At 56.1% G+C, this 20,643-nt stretch carries 18 protein-coding genes; 10 read left to right on the top strand and 8 right to left on the bottom strand.

What is annotated here, in order from left to right; genetic code table 11:
• Positions 1-42 precede the first annotated feature (42 nt).
• Genes oah through LJE94_10770 form a run of 3 tightly spaced genes read left to right on the top strand, consistent with a single transcriptional unit; the run spans position 43 to position 2,474 of the window.
• On the top strand, positions 43-1,188 hold the full coding sequence (oah, locus tag LJE94_10780) for a 6-oxocyclohex-1-ene-1-carbonyl-CoA hydratase (protein ID MCG6910593.1): 1,146 nt from the start codon (positions 43-45) through the stop codon (positions 1,186-1,188).
• Positions 1,189-1,231: 43 nt separating this feature from the next.
• Complete coding sequence (locus LJE94_10775; protein ID MCG6910592.1) at positions 1,232-1,786, top strand: GNAT family N-acetyltransferase; 555 nt, start codon at positions 1,232-1,234, stop codon at positions 1,784-1,786.
• Between the two features lie 58 nt (positions 1,787-1,844).
• Positions 1,845-2,474 (top strand): N-acetyltransferase, encoded by a 630-nt coding sequence (locus LJE94_10770; GenBank protein ID MCG6910591.1) that lies wholly within the window; start codon positions 1,845-1,847, stop codon positions 2,472-2,474.
• 25 nt (positions 2,475-2,499) lie between these two features.
• Here LJE94_10770 and LJE94_10765 read toward each other — a convergent pair whose 3' ends face one another.
• Positions 2,500-2,733 carry a phage terminase large subunit family protein gene (locus LJE94_10765; GenBank protein ID MCG6910590.1) on the bottom strand — a complete coding sequence of 78 codons (234 nt, stop codon included), beginning with the start codon at positions 2,731-2,733 and terminating at the stop codon, positions 2,500-2,502.
• A gap of 13 nt (positions 2,734-2,746) precedes the next feature.
• Entirely contained in the window at positions 2,747-3,646 is a 900-nt protein-coding gene (locus LJE94_10760; protein MCG6910589.1) for a DUF362 domain-containing protein, read from the bottom strand.
• 366 nt (positions 3,647-4,012) lie between these two features.
• Here LJE94_10760 and LJE94_10755 point away from each other — a divergent pair, with 366 nt between their 5' ends.
• The 6 genes from LJE94_10755 (at position 4,013) to LJE94_10730 (ending at position 12,825) form a co-directional block, all read left to right on the top strand.
• Complete coding sequence (locus tag LJE94_10755; GenBank protein MCG6910588.1) at positions 4,013-5,440, top strand: trimethylamine methyltransferase family protein; 1,428 nt, start codon at positions 4,013-4,015, stop codon at positions 5,438-5,440.
• Between the two features lie 14 nt (positions 5,441-5,454).
• Positions 5,455-6,621, top strand: a complete 1,167-nt coding sequence (locus tag LJE94_10750; GenBank protein ID MCG6910587.1) for an MFS transporter — start codon at positions 5,455-5,457, stop codon at positions 6,619-6,621.
• 176 nt (positions 6,622-6,797) lie between these two features.
• Positions 6,798-9,884 (top strand): aminotransferase class III-fold pyridoxal phosphate-dependent enzyme, encoded by a 3,087-nt coding sequence (locus tag LJE94_10745; protein ID MCG6910586.1) that lies wholly within the window; start codon positions 6,798-6,800, stop codon positions 9,882-9,884.
• A 227-nt stretch (positions 9,885-10,111) separates the two neighbouring features.
• Positions 10,112-10,684 (top strand): NUDIX hydrolase, encoded by a 573-nt coding sequence (locus LJE94_10740; GenBank protein ID MCG6910585.1) that lies wholly within the window; start codon positions 10,112-10,114, stop codon positions 10,682-10,684.
• A 141-nt stretch (positions 10,685-10,825) separates the two neighbouring features.
• Complete coding sequence (locus tag LJE94_10735; GenBank protein MCG6910584.1) at positions 10,826-12,520, top strand: sugar phosphorylase; 1,695 nt, start codon at positions 10,826-10,828, stop codon at positions 12,518-12,520.
• Between the two features lie 155 nt (positions 12,521-12,675).
• On the top strand, positions 12,676-12,825 hold the full coding sequence (locus tag LJE94_10730; protein ID MCG6910583.1) for a hypothetical protein: 150 nt from the start codon (positions 12,676-12,678) through the stop codon (positions 12,823-12,825).
• Between the two features lie 99 nt (positions 12,826-12,924).
• On the opposite strand, the gene LJE94_10725 is transcribed toward LJE94_10730, so the two are convergent.
• The 6 genes from LJE94_10725 to LJE94_10700 form a co-directional block, all read right to left on the bottom strand.
• The gene (locus tag LJE94_10725; protein MCG6910582.1) at positions 12,925-13,644 is read right to left on the bottom strand and encodes a DUF2807 domain-containing protein; all 720 of its coding nucleotides are present in this window, start codon (positions 13,642-13,644) and stop codon (positions 12,925-12,927) included.
• Positions 13,641-14,009 carry a GntR family transcriptional regulator gene (locus tag LJE94_10720; protein ID MCG6910581.1) on the bottom strand — a complete coding sequence of 123 codons (369 nt, stop codon included), beginning with the start codon at positions 14,007-14,009 and terminating at the stop codon, positions 13,641-13,643. The genes LJE94_10725 and LJE94_10720 overlap by 4 nt, the downstream gene beginning before the upstream one ends.
• A 1-nt stretch (position 14,010) precedes the next feature.
• Complete coding sequence (locus tag LJE94_10715) at positions 14,011-14,790, bottom strand: hypothetical protein (GenBank protein MCG6910580.1); 780 nt, start codon at positions 14,788-14,790, stop codon at positions 14,011-14,013.
• Entirely contained in the window at positions 14,780-15,631 is an 852-nt protein-coding gene (locus tag LJE94_10710; GenBank protein MCG6910579.1) for an ABC transporter ATP-binding protein, read from the bottom strand. The genes LJE94_10715 and LJE94_10710 overlap by 11 nt, the downstream gene beginning before the upstream one ends.
• Before the next feature lie 145 nt (positions 15,632-15,776).
• Positions 15,777-17,198 (bottom strand): pyruvate kinase, encoded by a 1,422-nt coding sequence (gene pyk / locus LJE94_10705; protein ID MCG6910578.1) that lies wholly within the window; start codon positions 17,196-17,198, stop codon positions 15,777-15,779.
• 149 nt (positions 17,199-17,347) lie between these two features.
• A complete protein-coding gene (locus LJE94_10700; protein MCG6910577.1) occupies positions 17,348-19,051 on the bottom strand; it encodes an AMP-binding protein in 1,704 nt (567 codons plus the stop codon).
• A 338-nt stretch (positions 19,052-19,389) separates the two neighbouring features.
• Between LJE94_10700 and LJE94_10695 the strand changes: the two genes are divergently transcribed.
• The coding region (locus LJE94_10695; GenBank protein ID MCG6910576.1) for a TrpB-like pyridoxal phosphate-dependent enzyme at positions 19,390-20,643 on the top strand (1,254 nt) is incomplete at its 3' end.

The raw sequence follows: 20,643 nt of genomic DNA, 5'->3' as shown, positions 1-20,643 counted from the left end.
ATAGCAAGAAAACGAAAACATCAAAAAAAAGGAGTTTTTACTATGGCTTTGGAATGGTTGCCCAGAGACAATAGTTTGAAGGATCACATGCTGCACACGGATGTTCACTGGGGTACGGATGCGGATGCACCGTGCGTGGTTTACGAAAAGCGTCCCCTGACCGACCCGCAGGGGAACACGGTGGAGGGACTTTACGTGGCCTGGGTGCGCCTCAACAACCCCAAGCAATACAACTCCTACACCACGGAGATGGTCAAGGGGGCTATCGCCGGTTTCGAGAACTCATCCCTGGATCGCAGCGTGGTTGCCGTGGTCTTTACCGCTACCGGGCCCTACGCCTTCTGCACCGGCGGAAACACCAAGGAATACAGCGAATACTACAGCCAGCGTCCCGATGAATATGGCCAGTACATGGAGCTGTTCAACCACATGGTCGACTCCATATTGGCCTGCAAGAAACCGGTGATTTGCAGGGTCAACGGCATGCGCGTTGCGGGTGGCCAGGAAATCGGCATGGCCTGCGACCTGACGGTTTCTTCGGATTTGGCCATATTTGGCCAGGCAGGCCCCCGACACGGTTCGGCACCTGACGGCGGGTCCTCGGACTTTCTGCCCTGGATGCTCAGCAACGAGGATGCCATGTGGAACTGTGTTTCCTGTGAGATGTGGTCGGCCTATAAAATGAAAGCCAAGAATCTGATCAGTAAATGTGCGCCGGTTCTGAAGATCGACGGCGAATGGGTGAGGAACCCCATGATTGTTACCGACCGTTATGTGGAAGACGGGGAAATCGTTTACGGGGAGTATAAAAAGGGCGACGCCCTCAAAGAAGGCAGGGCACTGGTAAAGGCGCATCAAGCCAACGCCGACTTCGAACTGCTGGACAAAGAGGTAGACAAGATCGTGTGGCAGTTCGCCAATCTTTTTCCGGGGTGCCTCATTAAAAGCATCGACGGGGTTCGCATGAAAAAGAAGTATTTCTGGGATATCTGCAAGAATGCCAATCGCCACTGGCTGGCGGCCAACATGAGCGGCGAGGCCTTTCTCGGTTTCGGGGCCTTCAACACCAAGAAAATTACCGGCAGCGATACCATCGATTTCATCAAGTTCAGGCAAAATCTAGCTGAAGCCAAGCTCTGGAACATGGATATGTATGCAGAGGTGATGGGTAAACCCGAGGATATCTAACCGACGTTGAGCATTTGGTTCTAAAAAATGGAGGACCCGCGAGGTGAGCTATCCCAAAGAGTGTGTGCTGAAGGACTGCGAAGAAGCGATCATTCGCCCCCTTGAAAAAGGGGACGAAAGGCTTCTTTCCGAATTTTTTGACGCGATACCGGAGAACGACCGGTGGTGCATGCGCTACGACACGTCGAATCCCACCGTCATCCAGCACTGGTTTGAAAATCTGGGGTCGGAAAGCGTGTTTGCCATCGTCGCCCTCTGCAACAAGAAGATCGTGGGGCACGGCAGCCTGCACACCCGCGAATTCGGAGCCACCAAGCATGTCGGGCGCTTTCGCATTATCGTATTGCCCGAATTCAGGAACAAACGCCTGGGCACCTGGATCCTGCTGGACCTGATTCAGGCGGCCATGGACAAAGGGCTGGAGGCGCTGCGTTCGGACCTGATCGTCGGCATGGAAGACGCCGCCATAGAGGCTGTGCGGAAATTCGATTTTTTCAAGCGTGCGGAGCTCAAGGACTACGCCGTCGATCCACGGGGTAAACGCCACGACATGGTCGTTATGGTCAAGCGCCTGCACAAGGGATGGAGCGACTTCTAAATTTAAAGCGGCCCGTTGACGGACCGGTTTAAATTGCAGATCGAGAACGTGGGGGCGTATGCCCGATCGGAATGAAGCCATATTGCAGACAGGGTCCGGTGCCGTCTGGGTGCACTCTTTTTGCAGTAGCGAAGAGATTCAGCGGTATGCATTTGACAGTGAGTTTGGCGGCCATGCACAGTACAGGTCGCTTTACACCAAGAGGGAAAGCCTGGAAAAAGATGCCGCCAGGGAAGAGGTCAATGTCGTTTTGGCCGTCGATGCGGACGACACCATCATCGGTTTCGGCGTGCTCGACCATCCCGAACAGGGGGCTCGCTGGCTGGACCTGGGGCCGGGTGTGATGATGGAGCTGAAAGTGATCGAGGTCTGCCGCCGCTGGCGATCGGCGGGCGTGGCGGCCGCCATCATGAAACGCATGGTGGCCCACGACACCGTCGAGGATAAAATTCTCTATCTCGTGGGCTATTCCTGGACCTGGGATCTCGACGGTTCCGGAATGACGGCGCAAGCCTACCGCAAAATGCTCATCGCTTTATTCGAACCCTTCGGATTCCAGGATCTTCAGACCAACGAACCCAACATTTGCCTCAAACCGGAGAACATTTTCATGGCCAGGATCGGGGCGCGGGTGTCTGAAGCGTTGCGCAAACGCTTCAAATGGCTGCGTTTCGGCGTATCTTCATAAATTTTTGGGTCATAGGCCCGAAAATTTATGAGGTTACAAGCACACCGCAATCCTCACAGCGGTACTGGACGGCGCCCTGTGTTTTGTCTTCGATCTCCTCGAAGTCATCCCGCCTTATCCCGGAGACCTCGTAACATTCGGGACAGTAGCCGCCATCGAGTTCTTCCGGGGTAATTGTCAAGTGACAGTGGCGGCAACGCAACCGTTTTTGTTTTGCGGGCAGGAGCACGAGATTGCGGTGTTTGCAAACAGTCATCATGACATCGGCCGCTTCAGATGAGTTCTTTGAGAACGCGGTCTTTTAAGGCCGTGCTTTTTTCGTCGACGGCCACGACCCGGATGTCGGATACGGCGCTCACGCCGATGCCCAGCTCGACGGCCCGGGCAATCTGATCATGGTCGAAAATGGCCGTATTCATGATTTCCTGATTGGATCCCAGTGTTTTCAAGACCGCGATACCCACCGCATCGATGGCGATTCTGTCCACAGACGCCAGCAGCACATCGCCTCTTGCCTTTTTTCCCGTGGCCGGTCCCCCATCCACGAAAGCTTCGACGCCGTCCATGAAGATCAGATCGGTTTTGAAAGGGGCGTTGATTTCGGCGATTAACTGCCTCTGGTGAGGAGACCCGTGGAGTTCGGTCATGTAATCGAACCCGTTGCGGGTGGTTGGAACGACCCCGACGTGCAGCTTCAGGGAGTGGGTGAACACGCCACCGAACTGGTGGGTTTTCAAACAACCGGTGGAGACCAGACACTCGCTTTCCATAACGGGCCGCGCGATCCTGAAGCCATCCCGCCAGTGGGAGTTTTCCACATCCACCTTTACCCAGTCTTCGGGCGGCAGCGTATCGAAGTCGATAATTTGTACGTCCAGCTTTTCCAGAAGCGGAATCACGCCTTTCTGCTCCATTACCTGCCGGGTGGGCGGATAGCTGCGTTCTCCCAGACTGACGGTACGGGCGCCCATGTCCCAGATCTTTTTCACCAAAGCGACAAGGGTGTCGTTGTGGGTCGATCCCGGCGTGCGGTCGGCCGTGTTGAAATTGGGTTTTACCAGTACTTGTTTGCCTTTAACGGGGTTGATTCCCAGTTTGTCGATGGTAGGGCCGACACCGCCTTTGCGGTCAGCGGTGTTCAGCAGGGCGACAGGCGTCCGTGATTTCTGCATGACATACCTCCTTGTTGTAAGGATGCGGCATTGGGATAATTTGTCACTGTTTTTAAAACGAAAGTGTGATAATAATAGCGCAATTTCGGATTCCGATCCGGTTGCCGGGTGTTCCCGAGACGTAGACCCAGGTTAGGTTGCAGGAACGCAACCTGACTTTATCATTATCAAGGAATTAAGGTTATGCGCAACCCTGACTACGACATTTTGCTCGAACCGGTGGTCATCGGTCCTAAAAGGGCCAAGAATCGTTTCTACCAGGTACCGCACTGCAACGGCGGTGTACCCGGGGTACAGATCTGTCTTGGAAATGGACGAAGACGAGGAAAACGGCCTGCCGTTTAAACGCGAAAGGGTGGTGGTGTCGTGAAACCGGTTTTGAACCTTCTTTCCGCGGATGAGAAAGAAGCACTTCACGAGCGTTCCCTGCGTGTTCTGTCCACTACCGGGGTAAAAGTGGAAACCGGCAGGGGGAGAGCCTGCCTTGCACGATACGGAGCCCAGGTCGGGGGGAAAAACCACGTGGTCCGGCTGCCCCGCGAGGTGGTTGAACGCGCCCTGCAATCCGTTCCCAGGAGATTCAGCCTGGGCGCCAGGAGGACCGGCCGGGACCTTCCCATGAATACAGGGGGCTGCACGCTGCTCATGTCCGGAGAAGGAACCAGAGCCATCGACCGGGTCACCGGGGAATACCGGGATTCGACCTTCGATGACTGGCTGGCGGCCACCCGCCTCGCGGATGCGTTGGATGAAATAGGCGTCTATTGGTGTATCGTCACGGCAACGGACCGTAAGGGAACCATGCGTGATTACGTGGACTACCTCTACAGCCTGTTTGCCAATTTTTCCAAGCATGTCCAAGACGTGGTCGCTTCCACCGACCACGCCGTCTGGCTGAAGGAGGCCCTGCAAATCGTTTTCGGATCGACAAACGAGATCAGGCAGAAAAAACCCTTGTCGCTGGTGCTGTGCCCGGAATCTCCCTTGCGCATCGACGCGCGATACACCGAGGCCTATCTGGAACTCGCTGGATACGGACTTCCCGTTGCCGTCGTACCCATGCCGCTGATGGGGGCGACGGCGCCTGCCAGCCTGGCTTCCACCCTGCTGATGGCCAACTGCGAGATTCTGGCGACGTTAACGCTCGTTCAGGCCGCCGAAGAAGGGGTGCCGGTGATTTACGCACCGGTTTCGGCGCTGATGGATCCCAGAACCGGTTGTGTAAAAAGCGGGGCCGTCGAGCACGGTCTGATCAGCGCCGCTTCCACCGAAATGGCCAGGTATTACGGACTGGCTGCCCAGACGTCGGGTCTGGGTACGGCCGCTTTCACACCCGGGATACAGAGCAGTTACCAGGCGGCGATGACCGCGTCTTTAGCTGTGATGGCCCGGCCGGATATTCTGGAGGGGGCCGGACTTTTGGGGAGCTCGATGATTTTGAGCCTTGAAAAAATGATGATCGACGTGGAGATATTCAATGCATGCCTGCATGCAGGCAAAGGCATTCCGACCGGCGGGGATCGTTGGATGGAAGATCTGATCGATGAAAAGGGACCCGGCGGTCACTTTCTGGATCACCCCTCGACGCTCGAAGCGCTGAGGGCAGGCGTCTGGCAAATGAGCGGACTCGAACGGTCCTGGTCGTTCGAGGAGTGGGACGATGGGGGCCGGGAGACCCTGCTGGGGCGCTCCCGTCGGCAGGTTGATCGGATTCTGGCTTCACACAGGTCCCTGCCTCTGGGCGATGAAATTGATGGGGAGTTCCAAAGGCTGAAAAAAAAGGCCTGCGAATAAAGAAAGGATCGCTCGTGACGCCGCGCAACCCCAGGACCGACATCAAGATCATTTTTACCCTGACCCTGGTTCACTTCACCGGCGATTTCTATTCCTCCTTTTCCACGCCGCTGATCCCCGGTTTCGTAGAAAAGTTTTCCCTGTCCATGGCCCAGGTGGGTCTGTTTACGGGTATTATCCGCTTTCTGGCCTTCATCGTTCAGCCGCCCGTGGGCTATTTTGCCGATCGTTACCAGACCAGGGTTTTCGCCCTGGGCGGGGTGGCATTGACCGCCGTGTGCATCCCCCTGGCCGGAATCACCCCTTCCTTCTTTCTGCTTGTCTGCATGTTTGCCCTGGGATCCGTGGGGTCGTCCATGTTCCATCCGGCTGTCACCGGCATGGTGCCTTTGTACGGCGGACGCAATACGGGCTTTTCCATGTCTATTTTCAACACGGGTGGAACCCTGGCCTTCGGCATCGGGCCTATCTTCATCACCTGGTATGTGGTTGAATTCGGCATGGCCATGATGCCGGCGACCATGCTCATCGGCATCGTACCCCTTGTCTATCTGTTTTATGCTCTGCCGGTTCCCGTGAGCGAAGGCTTGAAATACGCCGGATTTTTGGGGTCCCTGAAAGAAACCCTGGGCGCTGTCTGGAAACCGCTTGTGCTTATTTGGCTGGTCATGGTGCTGCGGGCGGCCATTGCACAATCATTTCTCACCTTCATGACGGTGCTGCTGGCGGAGAGGGGATATTCTTTGGTTTCCATCGGAGCCATAACGTCCATCTTCATCGTCGCCGGTACGGCCAGCGGGCTTCTGGCGGGTTTTCTTTCCGACCGGATCGATTTTAAGAAGATCTTCATAGCCGCCCATATGACAATGGCTCCAGCACTGATGCTGTTTCTCTTTGCCCAGGGAAAATGGGCTTACCCGGCGGCCGCTGTGGGCGGCTTTTTTGCCCTTGCCACGCTTCCCATCGGCGTCGTAATGGCTCAGGAATTGGCGCCGAAGGGGCGCTCCATGGTGGCGAGTCTGATGATGGGCTTTGCCTACGGTCTCGGAGGGGCTTTTTCACCACTGGTGGGAAAGCTGGCGGACCTGTCATCGTTACAGACAACCCTGTTCTGCTTGACGCTGATGCCCCTTGCAACGGTGGTGATAATCTGCTTTTTTCCAAGAGTCAGGCAGACATAATTTAACGGGTCAATAACCCAAACCAAGGCACAACGATTGCCGAGGAATAATAGCGCCGCGGCCGTGAAAAACTCGGTTAGAAGCGGCCGTAATGCCGAACAGGGCTATACGTTCGAAATAATACGGTGAGGCGCCCGCTCTGGCAATATGCGGAAAAAGGGTTCAAGGTATTAAAGATGTTATCAATCGTACAACACGCACCGAATTTCAGTGCGCAGGATGCCCGGAAGTTAGCCGCCGAACGGTATGGCATCGCGGGCGCCTGCCGGGAACTTCCCAGCGAGCGGGATCAAAATTTCAGCGTTACCACGGGAGACGGGAAGGCCTTCGTTTTGAAGATCGCCAATGCCGTTGAAGCATATGACAGGCTGGATTTTCAGAACCAGGTCATGCAACGATTGGGACGGGACAAAAAGCTACATGCCGGCGGCAGGGCGGGATGCCCGACCGTGTGCAAGACCCTGCAGGGGGATTCCATAACCACGGTCGACGGTGGAAAGGGAAGGCGGCATTTCGTGCGATTGCTCACCTATCTTCCCGGCACGCCTTTCGCCCTGGTAAAGCCGCACGACGCACGTTTGCTGGCTGACCTCGGACGGTTTTTCGGCCGCGTGGACCGTTCCCTTTCGGGATACGATCATCCCGTGGCCCACCGGCCGTTTCACTGGGATTTGAAGCAGGCGTCTCAAGTGGTTGAACGGTTGATCGGCAGCATTGCCGAAAAAAACAGGCGTCACCTGGTGGCCGGTTTTCTCAAAACGTTTCAAACACACACGGAGCCGCTGACGGCGGATTTGCGCGTGGGTGTGATTCACAATGACGGCAACGATTACAATATCCTGGTCGTTCCCGATGGGAAATGGGGAAACCGGGTGGACGGCCTCATCGACTTCGGCGACATGGCGCACACCCGGACGGTGAATGAACTGGCCATCGTGTGTGCGTACGCCATGCTGGGGAAACATGACCCGCTGGCCGTCGCCGGACATATTGTCAAGGGCTACCACGAAATAAACCCGCTGTCGGAAGCGGAACTCGAGGCCCTTTACGGCCTTATATGCATGCGACTTTGCATGAGCGTGTGCCACAGCGCCCACCAGTTCAGCCTGGAACCGGAAAACGCTTACCTGCGCATTTCGGAGAAGCCGGCCTGGTCGCTGCTGCAGCGCCTTGAGGGCATTCATCCACGTTTGGCCCGTTATGTTTTCAGGGCGGCCTGCGGATTGCAGCCGGTGGCTCACAGCAGCCGCATTTTGGCGTGGCTGGAGGAGCGGCGCAAGGAGTTCGCGCCCGTGGTCGAGCCAGGCCTTCACAAGCCGGACCAGCTCGTATTCGATCTCTCCGTGGGCAGCGCCTTTTTGGGGCCGGGGCAGAAAGCCGGTGACGCCGTCCTTCTGGCAGACCGCATAACGGCGGAACTGCACCGCCACAATGCCAAGGTCGGCATAGGCCGCTATGGCGAAGCCCGCTTTATCTATCGCACAGCGGCCTATGAAAACAAAACGGAAGCCATGCCGGAACGGCGAACGATTCATCTGGGCATCGACCTCTACATGGACGCCGGCGCATCTGTCTTTGCATTCATGGAGGGCAAGGTCCACAGTTTTCACAACAATGCCGTGCCGCTGGATTACGGCCCCACCATTATTCTGGAACACACCACGGGAGAAGGCCCCTTTTACACCCTTTACGGGCATTTGAGCTTGGAATCCCTGGACGGATTGACGGCTGGAAGGATCATCGAAAAGGGCGAGGTGTTTGCCGAAGTGGGCGACACTGCGGTGAACGGCGGGTGGCCGCCGCACCTCCACTTTCAGGTCATCACCGACATGCTGGATGCAGCCGGAAACTTCCCCGGGGTGGCCCGGCCCAGCCGGGAAACGGTATGGCAAAGCATCTGCCCGGATCCGAATGTCATCCTGGGAATCCCCGAAACCTGTCTGAAATTCAGCGGGAGGACGGAAAAGGAGATCCTGGCTTTCAGGGAGGCGCACATCGGGCGCAACCTGAGCATTTCCTACGACAATCCGTTGAAAATCGTCAGGGGGGAGGCGCAGTATCTGTTCAGCGAGGACGGTCAGGTCTATGTGGACGGTGTCAACAACGTGAGCCATGTGGGGCACTGCCACCCCCATGTGGTGCATGCCGGGCAGCGGCAAATGGCGGTGTTGAACACCAACACACGCTATCTGCACGACAACATCGTGGAATACGCCCGGCGCCTGCTCACAACGCTCCCGGACCCATTGAGCGTCTGCTTTTTCGTTTGCACCGGCAGCGAGGCCAACGAGCTCGCTTTCCGCCTGGCGAGGGCCTACACCGGCGGGAAAGAGATTATTTCCCTTGACGGTTCCTATCACGGTAACACCAATCTGCTCATAGACGTCAGCCCGTACAAGCATGACGGCCCGGGGGGGATGGGGGCGCCGGGGTATGTGAAAACCGTTGTCATGCCCGACGGCTATCGCGGGCCGCATAAAGGGATGGATCAGGCCACCGCTGCCGCCTACGCCGCCTACGTCAAGGAAGCCGTTCTGCAGATAGCCGATCATGGAAGGGGCGGCCCTGCCTTTATCTGTGAGAGCATACTGGGGTGCGGCGGACAGGTGGTGCTGCCCGACAATTACATGCGGCTGGCCTTTGAGCATGTCCGTGCCGCCGGCGGCGTCTGCATCGCGGACGAGGTGCAGGTCGGCCTCGGTCGCGCCGGCACCCACTTCTGGGCCTTTGAAACACAAGGCTGTGTACCGGACATCGTTACCGTTGGAAAGCCGATCGGCAACGGCCACCCCATGGCGGCCGTCGTGACCACGCGCGAAATCGCGGATGCTTTTTACAACGGGATGGAGTATTTCAACACCTTCGGCGGCAATCCCGTGTCGTGCGCCATCGGCATGGCGGTGCTGGACGTCATCCAAGAGGAGCGGTTGCAGGAAAACGCCCTCAAGGTGGGTGCCGGGCTGCTGGCCGGCTTCAAAAACCTGATGCGCCAATTTTCGCTTATCGGTTCGGTGCGCGGCCTGGGGCTTTTTATCGGGGTGGAATTGGTCAAAGACCGCCAAAGCCTCGAGCCGGCACCCGGACACGCCGCTTACATCGTGAATCGTATGCGGGACCATGGCTATCTGATGAGTACCGACGGCCCGCTGCACAACGTACTCAAACTGAAACCGCCGCTCGTTTTTTCGGAGGAAAATGCAGCAGGCCTGCTGGCGTCGCTGGAGAAGGTGCTGCAGGAGGATTGTTTACAGGTTGACGGCTGACACTCTGTCGGTGATACAATAATCCTAAACAAGCGCAGACTTCGGGTTACGGTATACGGTACACGGTTTAATGAACCAGGGTCCAAGGATCCGAAGAATAAGCTCATAGCTGATAGCACATGGCATGCTATCAGCTATGACTTATGAACTTTGGACTCCTCGGAGCCTTTATTTTATTGAATAATGTCAAGGTTGCATAAACGACACGGTGACTATGAGCGATACCTATGATACATGATCTATCTCCTGCAAAAATAAAATACTGCCCCGTGTGCGGCTTGAAAGTCAGCCGTGAAGTACCGGAAGATGACGACCGTCTCAGGCATGTGTGCCACAACTGCGGTCATATCCAGTATCAAAACCCCAAAATGGTGGTTGGCTGCATACCGGAATGGCAAGACCGCATCCTATTCTGCAGACGGGACATCGAGCCTCAACTGGGAAAGTGGACCCTGCCGGCGGGCTTCATGGAAAACGGCGAAACCGCCGCCGATGGGGCCGCGCGCGAAACCTGGGAGGAAACCCGGACAACGGTGCGCATCATCGCCCCCTACAGGGTATATGACCTGCCGTGGGTCAACCAGGTGTACATGATGTTCCGCGCCCGCATGTTAGCGCCCGAGTTCCGGAAAACCCGGGAAAGTTCCGAAGTCAGATTGTTGGACGAAGAAGAGGTGCCATGGGACGACATCGCCTTTCCCGTCATCCGCACCACCCTGAAAAGCTATTTCGAAGACAGGAAGGCGGGGCGTTTCGAGTTTCTGAACCTGGAACTCGAGGAAGAGCGCTTCCAGAGCTGAGCAGTCTCAGGCTTTTGCAACGTTGTGATGATTAATTCGCCCGATAGGATACCCCCCGGCCATGGGCGCTATTTGGATCTACTTCAACAACCGCTCTAAGCTCGCTGCGCGGAGGGTTGCGCTGAAAGCGGGGTGACATCGATGAAAGAAGGTGCTCGGAAGGTAAAGCGGCTGCTCATCCGTATTTACGGGGATAAAAAGGGCGCCAGGGCGTTTGACCGCATCATGCCCCTTGTTCGGGCATTCCCCAGGCGACCCAGAAAGGCCGGCGGTTATTTTTCACAAAAGGACGTGGTGCTGATTACCTATGGCGACACGTTGAAAAGACCGGGGGAGGCGCCCCTCAAAACCCTGCATGACTTTTTGAAGACCCGCCTCAAAGAAGTGGTTGCGGGCATTCACTTTCTTCCCTTTTTCCCCTTTTCATCCGATGACGGCTTTGCGGTTATCGATTTTTTCAGCATCGATCCACGGCTCGGCACCTGGGACGATGTGGCGGCCATCGGCAGGGACTTTCGATTGATGTTCGACTACGTGGTGAACCACTTTTCATCCAAAAGCCGGTGGTTTGAACAGTATCTTGCCGGTGAAAAGGGCTTTGAGGAATTTGCCATCGAGGTAGACCCGGCCTCAGACCTGTCCACGGTCACCCGACCCCGTTCACTGCCGCTGTTGTCGGCATACCGCAAAAAGAACGGTGACCGGGTGCACCTGTGGACCACCTTCAGCAAAGACCAGATCGACTTCAATTTCAAGAGCCTGGACGTGCTAGAAAAAATGGTTGACGTCCTTCTTTTTTATGTGGCCAAGGGGGCCTCTATTCTGAGACTGGATGCCATCGCCTACCTGTGGAAGGAGATCGGGACCCCTTCGATCCATCTTCCCCAAACCCATGCCGTGGTGAAACTGTTTCGCTGTATACTGGACATGACGGCTCCGGATGTCGTTCTCCTGACGGAAACCAACGTACCCCATGAGGAAAACATCCGGTATTTCGGGAAATGCGGTGACGAGGCTCAGATGGTTTACAATTTCACCCTGCCTCCCCTGTTGCTGCACGCGTTTTCCGTAGGAGACGTATCCCGCCTGGCGGCGTGGGCGCAAACGCTGTACCTGGAGGAGGGCAACACCACCTTCTTTAATTTTACGGCTTCCCATGACGGCATCGGCGTGCGGCCCCTGGAAGGGATTCTGACGCAAGACGAGATCGACCGGCTGGTCGCGCTGGTAAAAGCCCACGGCGGGCTGGTTTCACACAAGCAGAACCCCGACGGCACCGAAAGTCCCTATGAACTGAACATCACTTACGTGGATGCTATTCTGGCGGGGGAGCGGCGCTTGGCGGCGCAGAAATTTCTAGCTTCGCAGGCCATCCAATACGTCTTGCCGGGCGTGCCGGCCACTTACATTCACAGCCTCTTAGGATCGCGCAACTGGCTGGAAGGCGTCAGGAAAACGGGAATGCCCCGGACAATCAACAGGGAAAAACTGGACATGCGCGAGATTGCCGCCGAATTGAGCGATACCGACGCGTTGCGGGCCAAGATATTTTCCGGGTACGTGCGCCTCATACGAACGCGCCGCGGGCAACCCGCTTTTCATCCCAAGGCGGCATTCGAAGTGATCGATGCCGGGCCGCATGTGTTTGCCATCAAGCGTTTTTGCAGGGAGCAGGAGATCGTTGCCTTGACCAATATAACCCGCCGGACGCTGCATATTCCCTTGAGACAAATCAGCGTGCAACGTTCTTCCGTGGATCTTTTGACAGGAAAGAAGCATACAGACGGCGAACTCCGGTTGAGCCCGTACCAGTATGTGTGGCTCACCAATGCATGATGTGCCCCCGTGGCGGGCATGACAATTTATCGTTCCGGTGGCAGCCCGTATCGACGGGAGGACACCTTCCCGGCTGTTTATTTCCCATCGTTGAAGGGGTGCCGGGGCGTACAGAACCCCGTATCCGGCTTTGTATATGGAAAACCATCGTTTTCATGTGGGAAGACGCCGGTTCGGCTGACCACAATTATTTCGGAGGCTCCGGCGTTGTCCAGGTCGACCGGCAGGACGGACAGGGTTGTGCTTCCCGTTGCCAGATACTTAGAGGCAAACAGATCCCCGCACTCACCGACAGCATCCAGTAGGCATATGCAGAAAAGGAGAATCGTCAAAAAGATAAAAACGCCGAGGACGCGTTGCGGGCGCTTGTCGAACCGTGTTTTTGCGCTAGGGCTACCGGCCCCTTATACGTGGTTGTCCTCCGGCTCGCGGGTTATTTTGCAGGGCCCCTCCTGTCGTATGGAAATGCGGCCGGTCTTGCCGCGGTAACGCACCTCGCCGACGCCCTTGAGACTGCCCGTAAGTTCGCCGCCGTCCATGAAAAGACCGACGTTGAAAACGCCCTTGAAGTCCAACGAGGCGTCACCCGCAGGAACCTTTACAAGTCTCATGCGGGACACCCCCCTTCCTTTGAGGTCGAGGGTGCCGACGCGGCTGTCATAACCGCGGACGTTCGACACACCTTCCGTGCGGATGGACAAGCGGTCCGTTTCGAAGTGCTTGATGGTCAGGTCGGCGACCCCTTTGGTTTGCACTCCGTGTAGTTCAGGCATGGTGACGGTGAGAACCAGTTTGTGTTTTTCCCCACGTCGCTCTATTGAGCGCAAGGTCAGCGATTCACCCTGCATCTTTACGGAAAGCGTTGCGAGCAGATCTTCGGGCCCTTCCACCCGAATTTTCGTCGTGTCTCCCCGGGACAGTTCCGCCTGCCAGTTTCCCTGGAGATTGATGGCCACGAATCCCGACAGGGTAATTTCCCGCGAACCCACGGCGGTGCTGCCGGAGACATTCCCGCCGATATCGACGGGTTGGTCCAGGAATGACCGCAGCGCGACGAGAAATATAACGGCGGTGGCCAAAATTCCGGCGAATGCCCCCCACAGTATCTTGTTGCTTGTTTTCATGTGTTTGCCTCCCGATACTCCCTGTAAAGGGCGTACAATTCATCGAAATCCAAATCGAGCAGCTCGAGCGTGTTGAAAACACGAGGCAACTCGCTACGCACGAAATTGCACTTCAACAGGCGGCGAGTCGCCTGCCTGCCGTCTGCGGCTACGAAATACCCGATGCCGCGCTTGTTGAAGATGATTGCATGCTCCTGCAGGTAGGTGTAGGTCCGCATAACCGTGTTGGGGTTCACTTCCATGTCCACGGCCAACTCACGCACCGAAGGAATGCGTTCGTTTTCGGGCCAGGTGCCGCGCAGGATGCGTTCGCACATCAGATCGGCTATTTGAAGATAGATGGCGTCTTTTTTTTTAAATTCCATTTTAACGCTCCGTCTCCTTCAGCCTGAAGTAGCATGCCGTCCAGGAAACAAGGGGTAGGACCAGCCAGAAGATCACCTTGCCTGTTATGATCGCAGCACGGCCCAACCCGGAAAGCGCGCTCCACTCCAGGTCGTAGCCCGCTCCTGTGAAGAGATCGTCGAACTCGAGACCGGAAAGGTGCCCGCCAAAGATAAGCCGTGCAGCCACGTAGACCCCCAGGCTGAAAAGGACGGTAAAACCCAGCATGCCCAATGTGGTTTTGCTCAGGGCGTGTTTTCGAAAGTAAACGGCCCCGAGTAGAAAGGGTGCCTGGGCGGCGGTGTACGTCATGGCGCCTTTTAAAACCAGCGGATCGAAGGGCTGAAAGAGCGCATGGCGGCGGTTGAACAAAAAGGTGTTCACACCTTCGGAAATCAGGGAAAAAAAGAAAAAAAACACCATGCTGCCGGCGATCACCACTACGGTGGTGAGGAGAATCCGGGCCAGGGTTTTTTCCAGCAGCGAGGCCGGCAGCAGCAGCCAGGGCAGGCCTTTGATTGGATCGTGCAGTTCCTTGAAGCTGCGGCTGGTCACTAGCGTACCGCCCGAGAAAAGAACGAGTAGAAAAAGGTTCCGGTGCAGACCGGGCCGACATTGGCCGAGAACGTCCAGAAGGGAAACCAGCATCAGGACGCCGCCCACGGCTGCCGTGGTAACGGCGATGGACGAACGGTTGAGCACCAGGGCGTTGCGGATTAGCAGGAATACTCTTGTCGGTTGGAAATCCGGTTTAGCTTGCATGGGCGGACCTCCTTTTGAATAGGGTCGCCACTTTTTCATGGTTTTGGATGACGGTGTTGAAAAGCAGTTCGAGGTCCATACGGGTTTCGGTGCCGGTTACGTTCTCCCTGACAACGCGGTATCCTTCCAGGGTCTTTTCGCTGTACAGGGTCGTTTCCGGGCTGGGGGGAGCCGCCTGCAGGACGGCCTCGAGCCCCCGATCTATTTCGGCCGTGGTACGGTTGAAGATAATGCGCCCCGCATCCAGGATCACCACCGGATCGATGATGCTTTCCAGATCGCGCACCTGGTGGGTGGCGATGATGAACAAGCGGTCGTCGGTGAAGACAGAGGCCAGGGCCCGGCGAAACTGGCTCTTGGAAGGAATGTCCAGGCCGTTGGTGGGTTCGTCCAGTAACGTAAGCCGGCAGCTGGCAGCCAGGGCAAATGCCAGGAAGCATTTTTTACGCTGGCCGAACGAACATTGTCGCATGTTGGTGCGGGCGTCCAACTCGAATTCGTCGAGGTGGGCTGCAAAGCTATCGGCACTGAAATGGGGGTAAAAGGGAGCGAACAGCTGCTGGTATTTCAGCGGCGATATTGCAGGCAGACTGAACTCTTCCGGAACCAGGAACAGATCCTGAAGCAGGGCCGGCGACCTCCTGCCCGGCCGGTGGCCGGCAACCAGAATGTCCCCGTGATGAGGAAACGCAAGCCCGGCCAAAAGCTTCAGCAGGGTGGTTTTGCCGGCCCCGTTTTTGCCCAACAATCCGCAGATCCCGCCGGCAGACAGCTCGAGATCAAGCCCGGAGAAGAGTTTTTTTCGGGGGTAGGAGAATGCAAGATTTTGGATGGTGATCATGGTGGTTTGCTCCCCTCTTAGTGTATTAGTCAAATAGTACACTCGAAGACTAAGGCACATATTTGGATCTGTCAAGCAGTTTTTTTATTCTTACGGGTTAAATGTACTTTTTACGGGGAATGAAAATCGCTTGGCGGTTGGAAAATCAGTCGGCCCGACCCACCCGGTGAATTTTGATGACGTTGGTGGAGCCCTTTTTCAGGCCGAAACCGATGACGATGATGATGATGTCATTTTTTCTGGCGATACGCTTGTCTATCAGGATGTTTTCACTGGCCTGGATAAGGCGGTCGGTTTTGTCGATATTGGCGATGTACAGCGGGGTGATGCCCCACATGAGGGACAGGCGGTTGTAGACACGAAGGCTGGGCGTGAAGGCGTAAACGGGTTTCGAGGGGCGTTTTTGAGAGATCAGCTGGGCCGTGCTGCCGGAAAAAGTGAAAACGACGATTCCCTTGGCCTTTAGATCCTGGAGAATGTTGACGGCCGATTGGGCGACCGCCTGGGGAACCAGGTCCGTAGGGTCCTTTTTATGCTGGAGGTTGAAACGCATGAATTTCGATCCTTCGGACTGAGCCGCTATTTTTGCCATCATCCTCACCGCCTGCACCGGGTATCGACCTGAAGCCGTTTCCCCGGACAGCATGACGGCGTCCGTCCCATCGAAAATGGCATTGGCGACATCCGAGGCTTCGGCACGCGTCGGTATCGGATTGGTGCACATGCTTTCCAGCATCTGCGTGGCCGTGATGACCGGCTTGTTGGCACGGACGGCGGCCGCGATGACTTTCTTCTGCTCGCAGGGAACCTGTTCCGGATTGAGCTCGACGCCGAGGTCCCCCCTGGCAACCATGACGGCGTCGGCCTCTTCGAGGATGGCGTCCATATTGTCCAGGGCCTCCGGTTTTTCAATCTTGGCGACAACCGGCGTATGATGCCCCTGGCGTCTGATGAACCGCTTGACCTGCCTCAAATCTTCGGCCTTTCTTACAAAGGAGAGGGCGAAATAGTCTACGCTTACCTTGATGCCGAAATTGATATCCCGCCGGTCTTTATCCGTGAGCGACGGTGCGGACACGGCGACGCCCGGCAGGTTGATGCCCTTGTGTTCTTTCAGGAGCCCGCCGCTGATTATTTTACACTTGATAGTGTCTTTGCGTTTAAAAAGGACCATAAGCTCGATGAGGCCGTCGTCGATGAGTATCCTGTCCCCCTTTTTGACGTCCTTGGGCAGGTGGGTGTAGGTGGTGGAAACCATTTCCGCCGTGCCTTCTATTTTCCGGGTTGTGATGCGGATGGTGCCGCCTTTTTTCAGCTCTACCGGGCGGCCGCCTCTTAGCGTTCCGGTGCGGATTTTGGGCCCCTGGAGGTCCAGGAGAATACCGATGGGCCTGTTCATGGTGCGGGAAAGGGAACGGATGGTATTGATGACTTCCCCGTGCTCCTCGTATGTGCCGTGGGAGAAGTTGAGCCGCGCGATGTTCATCCCGGCGTCGATCATTGCTTCCAATTTCGGCCGGGTGTTGGAGGATGGGCCGATGGTGGCCACTATTTTCGTCCTGATCATATCGATAACGAGAATTTATTGTCTTGAGTATGTAGAGTGGTTGCCAGAAAAACGCTCCGAACGGCCCCTATTTCGAGTTTCAATCGGGACATACGTATGACAACCGATATAAAAATAGAATTGTGCCGATCCGAGTGATCGGCACAATTCTATTTTCTGAGTGCTTTTTTATCGATCTTGCCGACGGCAGTAAGAGGTATTTCATCGATTAGTTCGATTTTTTTGGGCACCTCGTAAGGGGCGCATTTCTCTTTGGCGAACTTGATAATATCCTCCTTCAGTTCGTCTTCGGTCCCGTCGAACACATAATCCTGGCTTTTCTGAATATAGGCCTTCACGATTTCCGAGCCGGGCCGCTCCGGGTTGGGTTCGCCAATGAGGGCCATGACGCCCACCGCCGGGTGCTTGGAAATGATGTCTTCCACCTTGCTGGAAAACACCTTGAATCCGCCGACGATGATCATGTCCTTGGTGCGGTCCACGATTCTCAAAAAGCCGTCTTCATCCATGATGGCCACGTCGCCGGTGTGCATGTAGCCGTCGGCATCGATCGCATTTCTGGTGGCCTCGGGTTTGTTGAAATAGCCCTGCATGACCAGGGGGCCCTTGATGCATATTTCGCCGGCTTCCCCGATGGGGACCTCCTCGCCCGATTCCGGGGCCACCAGCTTGAGTTCCGTGTTCAGAAAGGGCATACCTACGGTGCCGAGCTTCTTGGGACCTTTGGAGGGGTTCATGGTGGATACCGGCGAGGTTTCGGTCATGCCGTAAAGTTCGAGCAGCTTGCCTTTTCCGATAATCTTTTCGAGTTCCACCTGTGAATCGTGGGGAAAGGGCGCTGCCGCGGAGATAACGATGCCGAGGGAGGTGTGGTCCATGGCCTTGAATTTTGGGTTTTCCAGGAGCATCTGATACAGGGAGGGGACGTTGGCCATGTTGGTGGGTTTGTATTTTTCCATCTCGGTGCAGATATGGTCCGTGTCCCGCGGGTTGGGGATCAGCACCTGGGTCCATCCCAGGAAAATGGCGCATTCACACACGGTAAGCCCGGCGATGTGAAAGAAGGGAAACCCGGACAGCAGGATACCCTTGCCTCTTTCCCATCCCAGCCAGCGGCAGATGCTGAGGATGTTGTGTGCAGCGTTGCGGTGGCTGAGCATGGCGCCCTTGGGGTCGCCGGTGGTTCCTCCCGTGTACTGTATCCAGCCGATGTCGTCGGGTGTCAAACCGCCGTTCACGGGGGTGTCGGCATATTCGCCGAACACATTTTTCCAATAGTCCAGAACCGTGACACCCGCAAGGGGGGTCACCTTCCCCGTGGGGATTTTTTTCAGGAGTTTTCCCAGGATCTGTTTGATCTTGGGCAGGAAACTGGCGACACTGGTGGCCACCACCAGTTTCAGTTGGGGAATGTCGCCGACGATGTTGACCAGGTGACCGGCGAAAATGGCGTCCAGGGTTACCAGCGCCACTTTTTTCCCGGTGCTGCCGAGGTCGTTGAGCTGGTACTTGATCTGTTCGGCGGACAAAAGGGGGGAGACGCCGGAAACGATGCAGCCGGCGCGCAAAGTGCCGATGACCGTGATGACGTACTGGGGGATGTTGGGCAGATTGACCCCGACTACATCACCCTTTTTGAAGCCGTTCTTGATGAGCATGTTGGCGAACTGGTTGGCGCGCTTGTCCAATTCGCCGAAGGTCAGGTTGACTCCCAGGTAGCCCATCGCGGTTTTGTCGGGCACTTCCTTAAAGGCTTGTTCGATCATTTCATCGTAAGTGGTTTCAAACTCGTGTGCCTCCAGGTCTTCGACGCCTTCATCCCAATTTTTCTTCCAGAATCGATCAGCATACATGGACGGATCCTCCTCTTTTGGAAACTTTTTTCTTCACACTTTCCGATATGCGATCCAAGCCGCGTTCAACCGTTACAATGGTAAGACGGGTATTGGTACGGGTGAGAAAACGGCCGCTTTGTTCCAAAGGCACGATACGGTGTCCCCCAATTGCGTAAACAACATGGCACGGTTTTTCCGAGGTGACTCATCTTGCAGGATTTACTGCACATTGTCAAGCTGCAACCCTGCCGCATAAAACGGCAAGGAGATATTATACCTTTATTTATTTGTTGAAATGATTTACACAGTATGTAACTTTTTCCAGGATTTGTTAAATATCAACCGAGGAGGATTGTATGAAGAACAGAAAGGTGTATTTGAGTGAAGATGAAATGCCGCGGCAGTGGTATAACGTGCTTGCCGATATCAAGATGAATCCGCCGCTGGGACCGGACGGAAATCCCGTCGGTCCGGATGATCTGGCGCCGGTATTTCCCATGAACCTGATCGAGCAGGAAGTCAGCACCGAACGCTGGATCGATATCCCCGAAGACGTGTTGGACGTTTACAGCATTTGGCGTCCTTCTCCGTTGATCCGGGCGAGGGGGCTAGAAAAGGCGCTGGATACCCCCGCTCGAATCTACTATAAATACGAAGGCGTCAGCCCTCCGGGAAGCCACAAGCCCAATACCGCCGTTGCCCAAGCCTACTACAACCGTGAGTTCGGCATCAAGAGACTGACAACGGAAACCGGTGCAGGGCAGTGGGGCAGCGCCCTTGCGTTCGCATGCGCTCAGTTCGGCTTGGAGTGCAAGGTTTTCATGGTACGCATCAGTTTCGATCAGAAACCCTACCGCAAGTCGATGATGGGAACCTGGGGGGCAAAATGCATCGCCAGCCCCAGCACGGAAACCCAGGCCGGCAGAGCCGTTTTGGAGAACGATCCCGACACACCCGGAAGCCTGGGAATTGCGATCAGTGAAGCCGTGGAAGCCGCCGTGACGGACACATCCGGCACCACCCGATATTCTCTGGGCAGCGTCCTCAATCACGTGATGCTGCATCAGACAATTATCGGCCTGGAAGCAAAAAAACAGATGGAGAAAATCGGTGAATATCCGGACATTGTCATCGGTTGCGCAGGCGGAGGCAGCAACTTTGCCGGCATCGCCTTTCCTTATGTCTATGACAAAATCAACGGCAAGGAGATCGCCATCTATCCGGTCGAACCCGAGGCATGCCCCACCATGACCCGGGCACCTTTTGCCTATGACCACGGCGATTTTGCCTGTATGACCCCGCTTCTGCCCATGCACAGCCTCGGGCACACCTTCGTGCCGCCGCCGCTGCACGCCGGCGGCCTTCGATACCACGGCATGGCGCCCACGGTCAGCCAGTTGGTATCGGAAGGCATCCTGGAGGCGAAAGCGGTGGGTCAGCTGGACACCTATAAAGCCGGCTTGCTCATAGCCAGGACGGAAGGCGTCATCCCGGCACCGGAAACGAACCATGCCCTGGCCTGCGTTGTGGATGAAGCCAGGAAAGCCAAAGAAGAAGGCAAGGAAAAGGTTATTCTATTCAACTGGAGCGGTCATGGCCTGATCGATCTG

This window comes from Deltaproteobacteria bacterium, from assembly GCA_022340465.1.
Lineage (GTDB): Bacteria > Desulfobacterota > Desulfobacteria > Desulfobacterales > B30-G6 > JAJDNW01.
This window is presented reverse-complemented; position numbering and strand designations above follow the sequence as displayed.

What these genes read in the sequence shown, in the direction of transcription:
- pyk (MCG6910578.1), bottom strand. Translation starts at nt 17,198, where the DNA reads ATGATCAGGACGAAAATAGTGGCCACCATCGGCCCATCCTCCAACACC.
- LJE94_10760 (MCG6910589.1), bottom strand. Translation starts at nt 3,646, where the DNA reads ATGCAGAAATCACGGACGCCTGTCGCCCTGCTGAACACCGCTGACCGC.
- LJE94_10740 (MCG6910585.1), top strand. Translation starts at nt 10,112, where the DNA reads ATGATACATGATCTATCTCCTGCAAAAATAAAATACTGCCCCGTGTGC.
- LJE94_10745 (MCG6910586.1), top strand. Translation starts at nt 6,798, where the DNA reads ATGTTATCAATCGTACAACACGCACCGAATTTCAGTGCGCAGGATGCC.
- LJE94_10725 (MCG6910582.1), bottom strand. Translation starts at nt 13,644, where the DNA reads ATGAAAACAAGCAACAAGATACTGTGGGGGGCATTCGCCGGAATTTTG.
- LJE94_10720 (MCG6910581.1), bottom strand. Translation starts at nt 14,009, where the DNA reads ATGGAATTTAAAAAAAAAGACGCCATCTATCTTCAAATAGCCGATCTG.
- LJE94_10700 (MCG6910577.1), bottom strand. Translation starts at nt 19,051, where the DNA reads ATGTATGCTGATCGATTCTGGAAGAAAAATTGGGATGAAGGCGTCGAA.
- LJE94_10710 (MCG6910579.1), bottom strand. Translation starts at nt 15,631, where the DNA reads ATGATCACCATCCAAAATCTTGCATTCTCCTACCCCCGAAAAAAACTC.
- LJE94_10715 (MCG6910580.1), bottom strand. Translation starts at nt 14,790, where the DNA reads ATGCAAGCTAAACCGGATTTCCAACCGACAAGAGTATTCCTGCTAATC.
- LJE94_10735 (MCG6910584.1), top strand. Translation starts at nt 10,826, where the DNA reads ATGAAAGAAGGTGCTCGGAAGGTAAAGCGGCTGCTCATCCGTATTTAC.
- LJE94_10770 (MCG6910591.1), top strand. Translation starts at nt 1,845, where the DNA reads ATGCCCGATCGGAATGAAGCCATATTGCAGACAGGGTCCGGTGCCGTC.
- LJE94_10730 (MCG6910583.1), top strand. Translation starts at nt 12,676, where the DNA reads ATGTGGGAAGACGCCGGTTCGGCTGACCACAATTATTTCGGAGGCTCC.
- LJE94_10765 (MCG6910590.1), bottom strand. Translation starts at nt 2,733, where the DNA reads ATGATGACTGTTTGCAAACACCGCAATCTCGTGCTCCTGCCCGCAAAA.
- oah (MCG6910593.1), top strand. Translation starts at nt 43, where the DNA reads ATGGCTTTGGAATGGTTGCCCAGAGACAATAGTTTGAAGGATCACATG.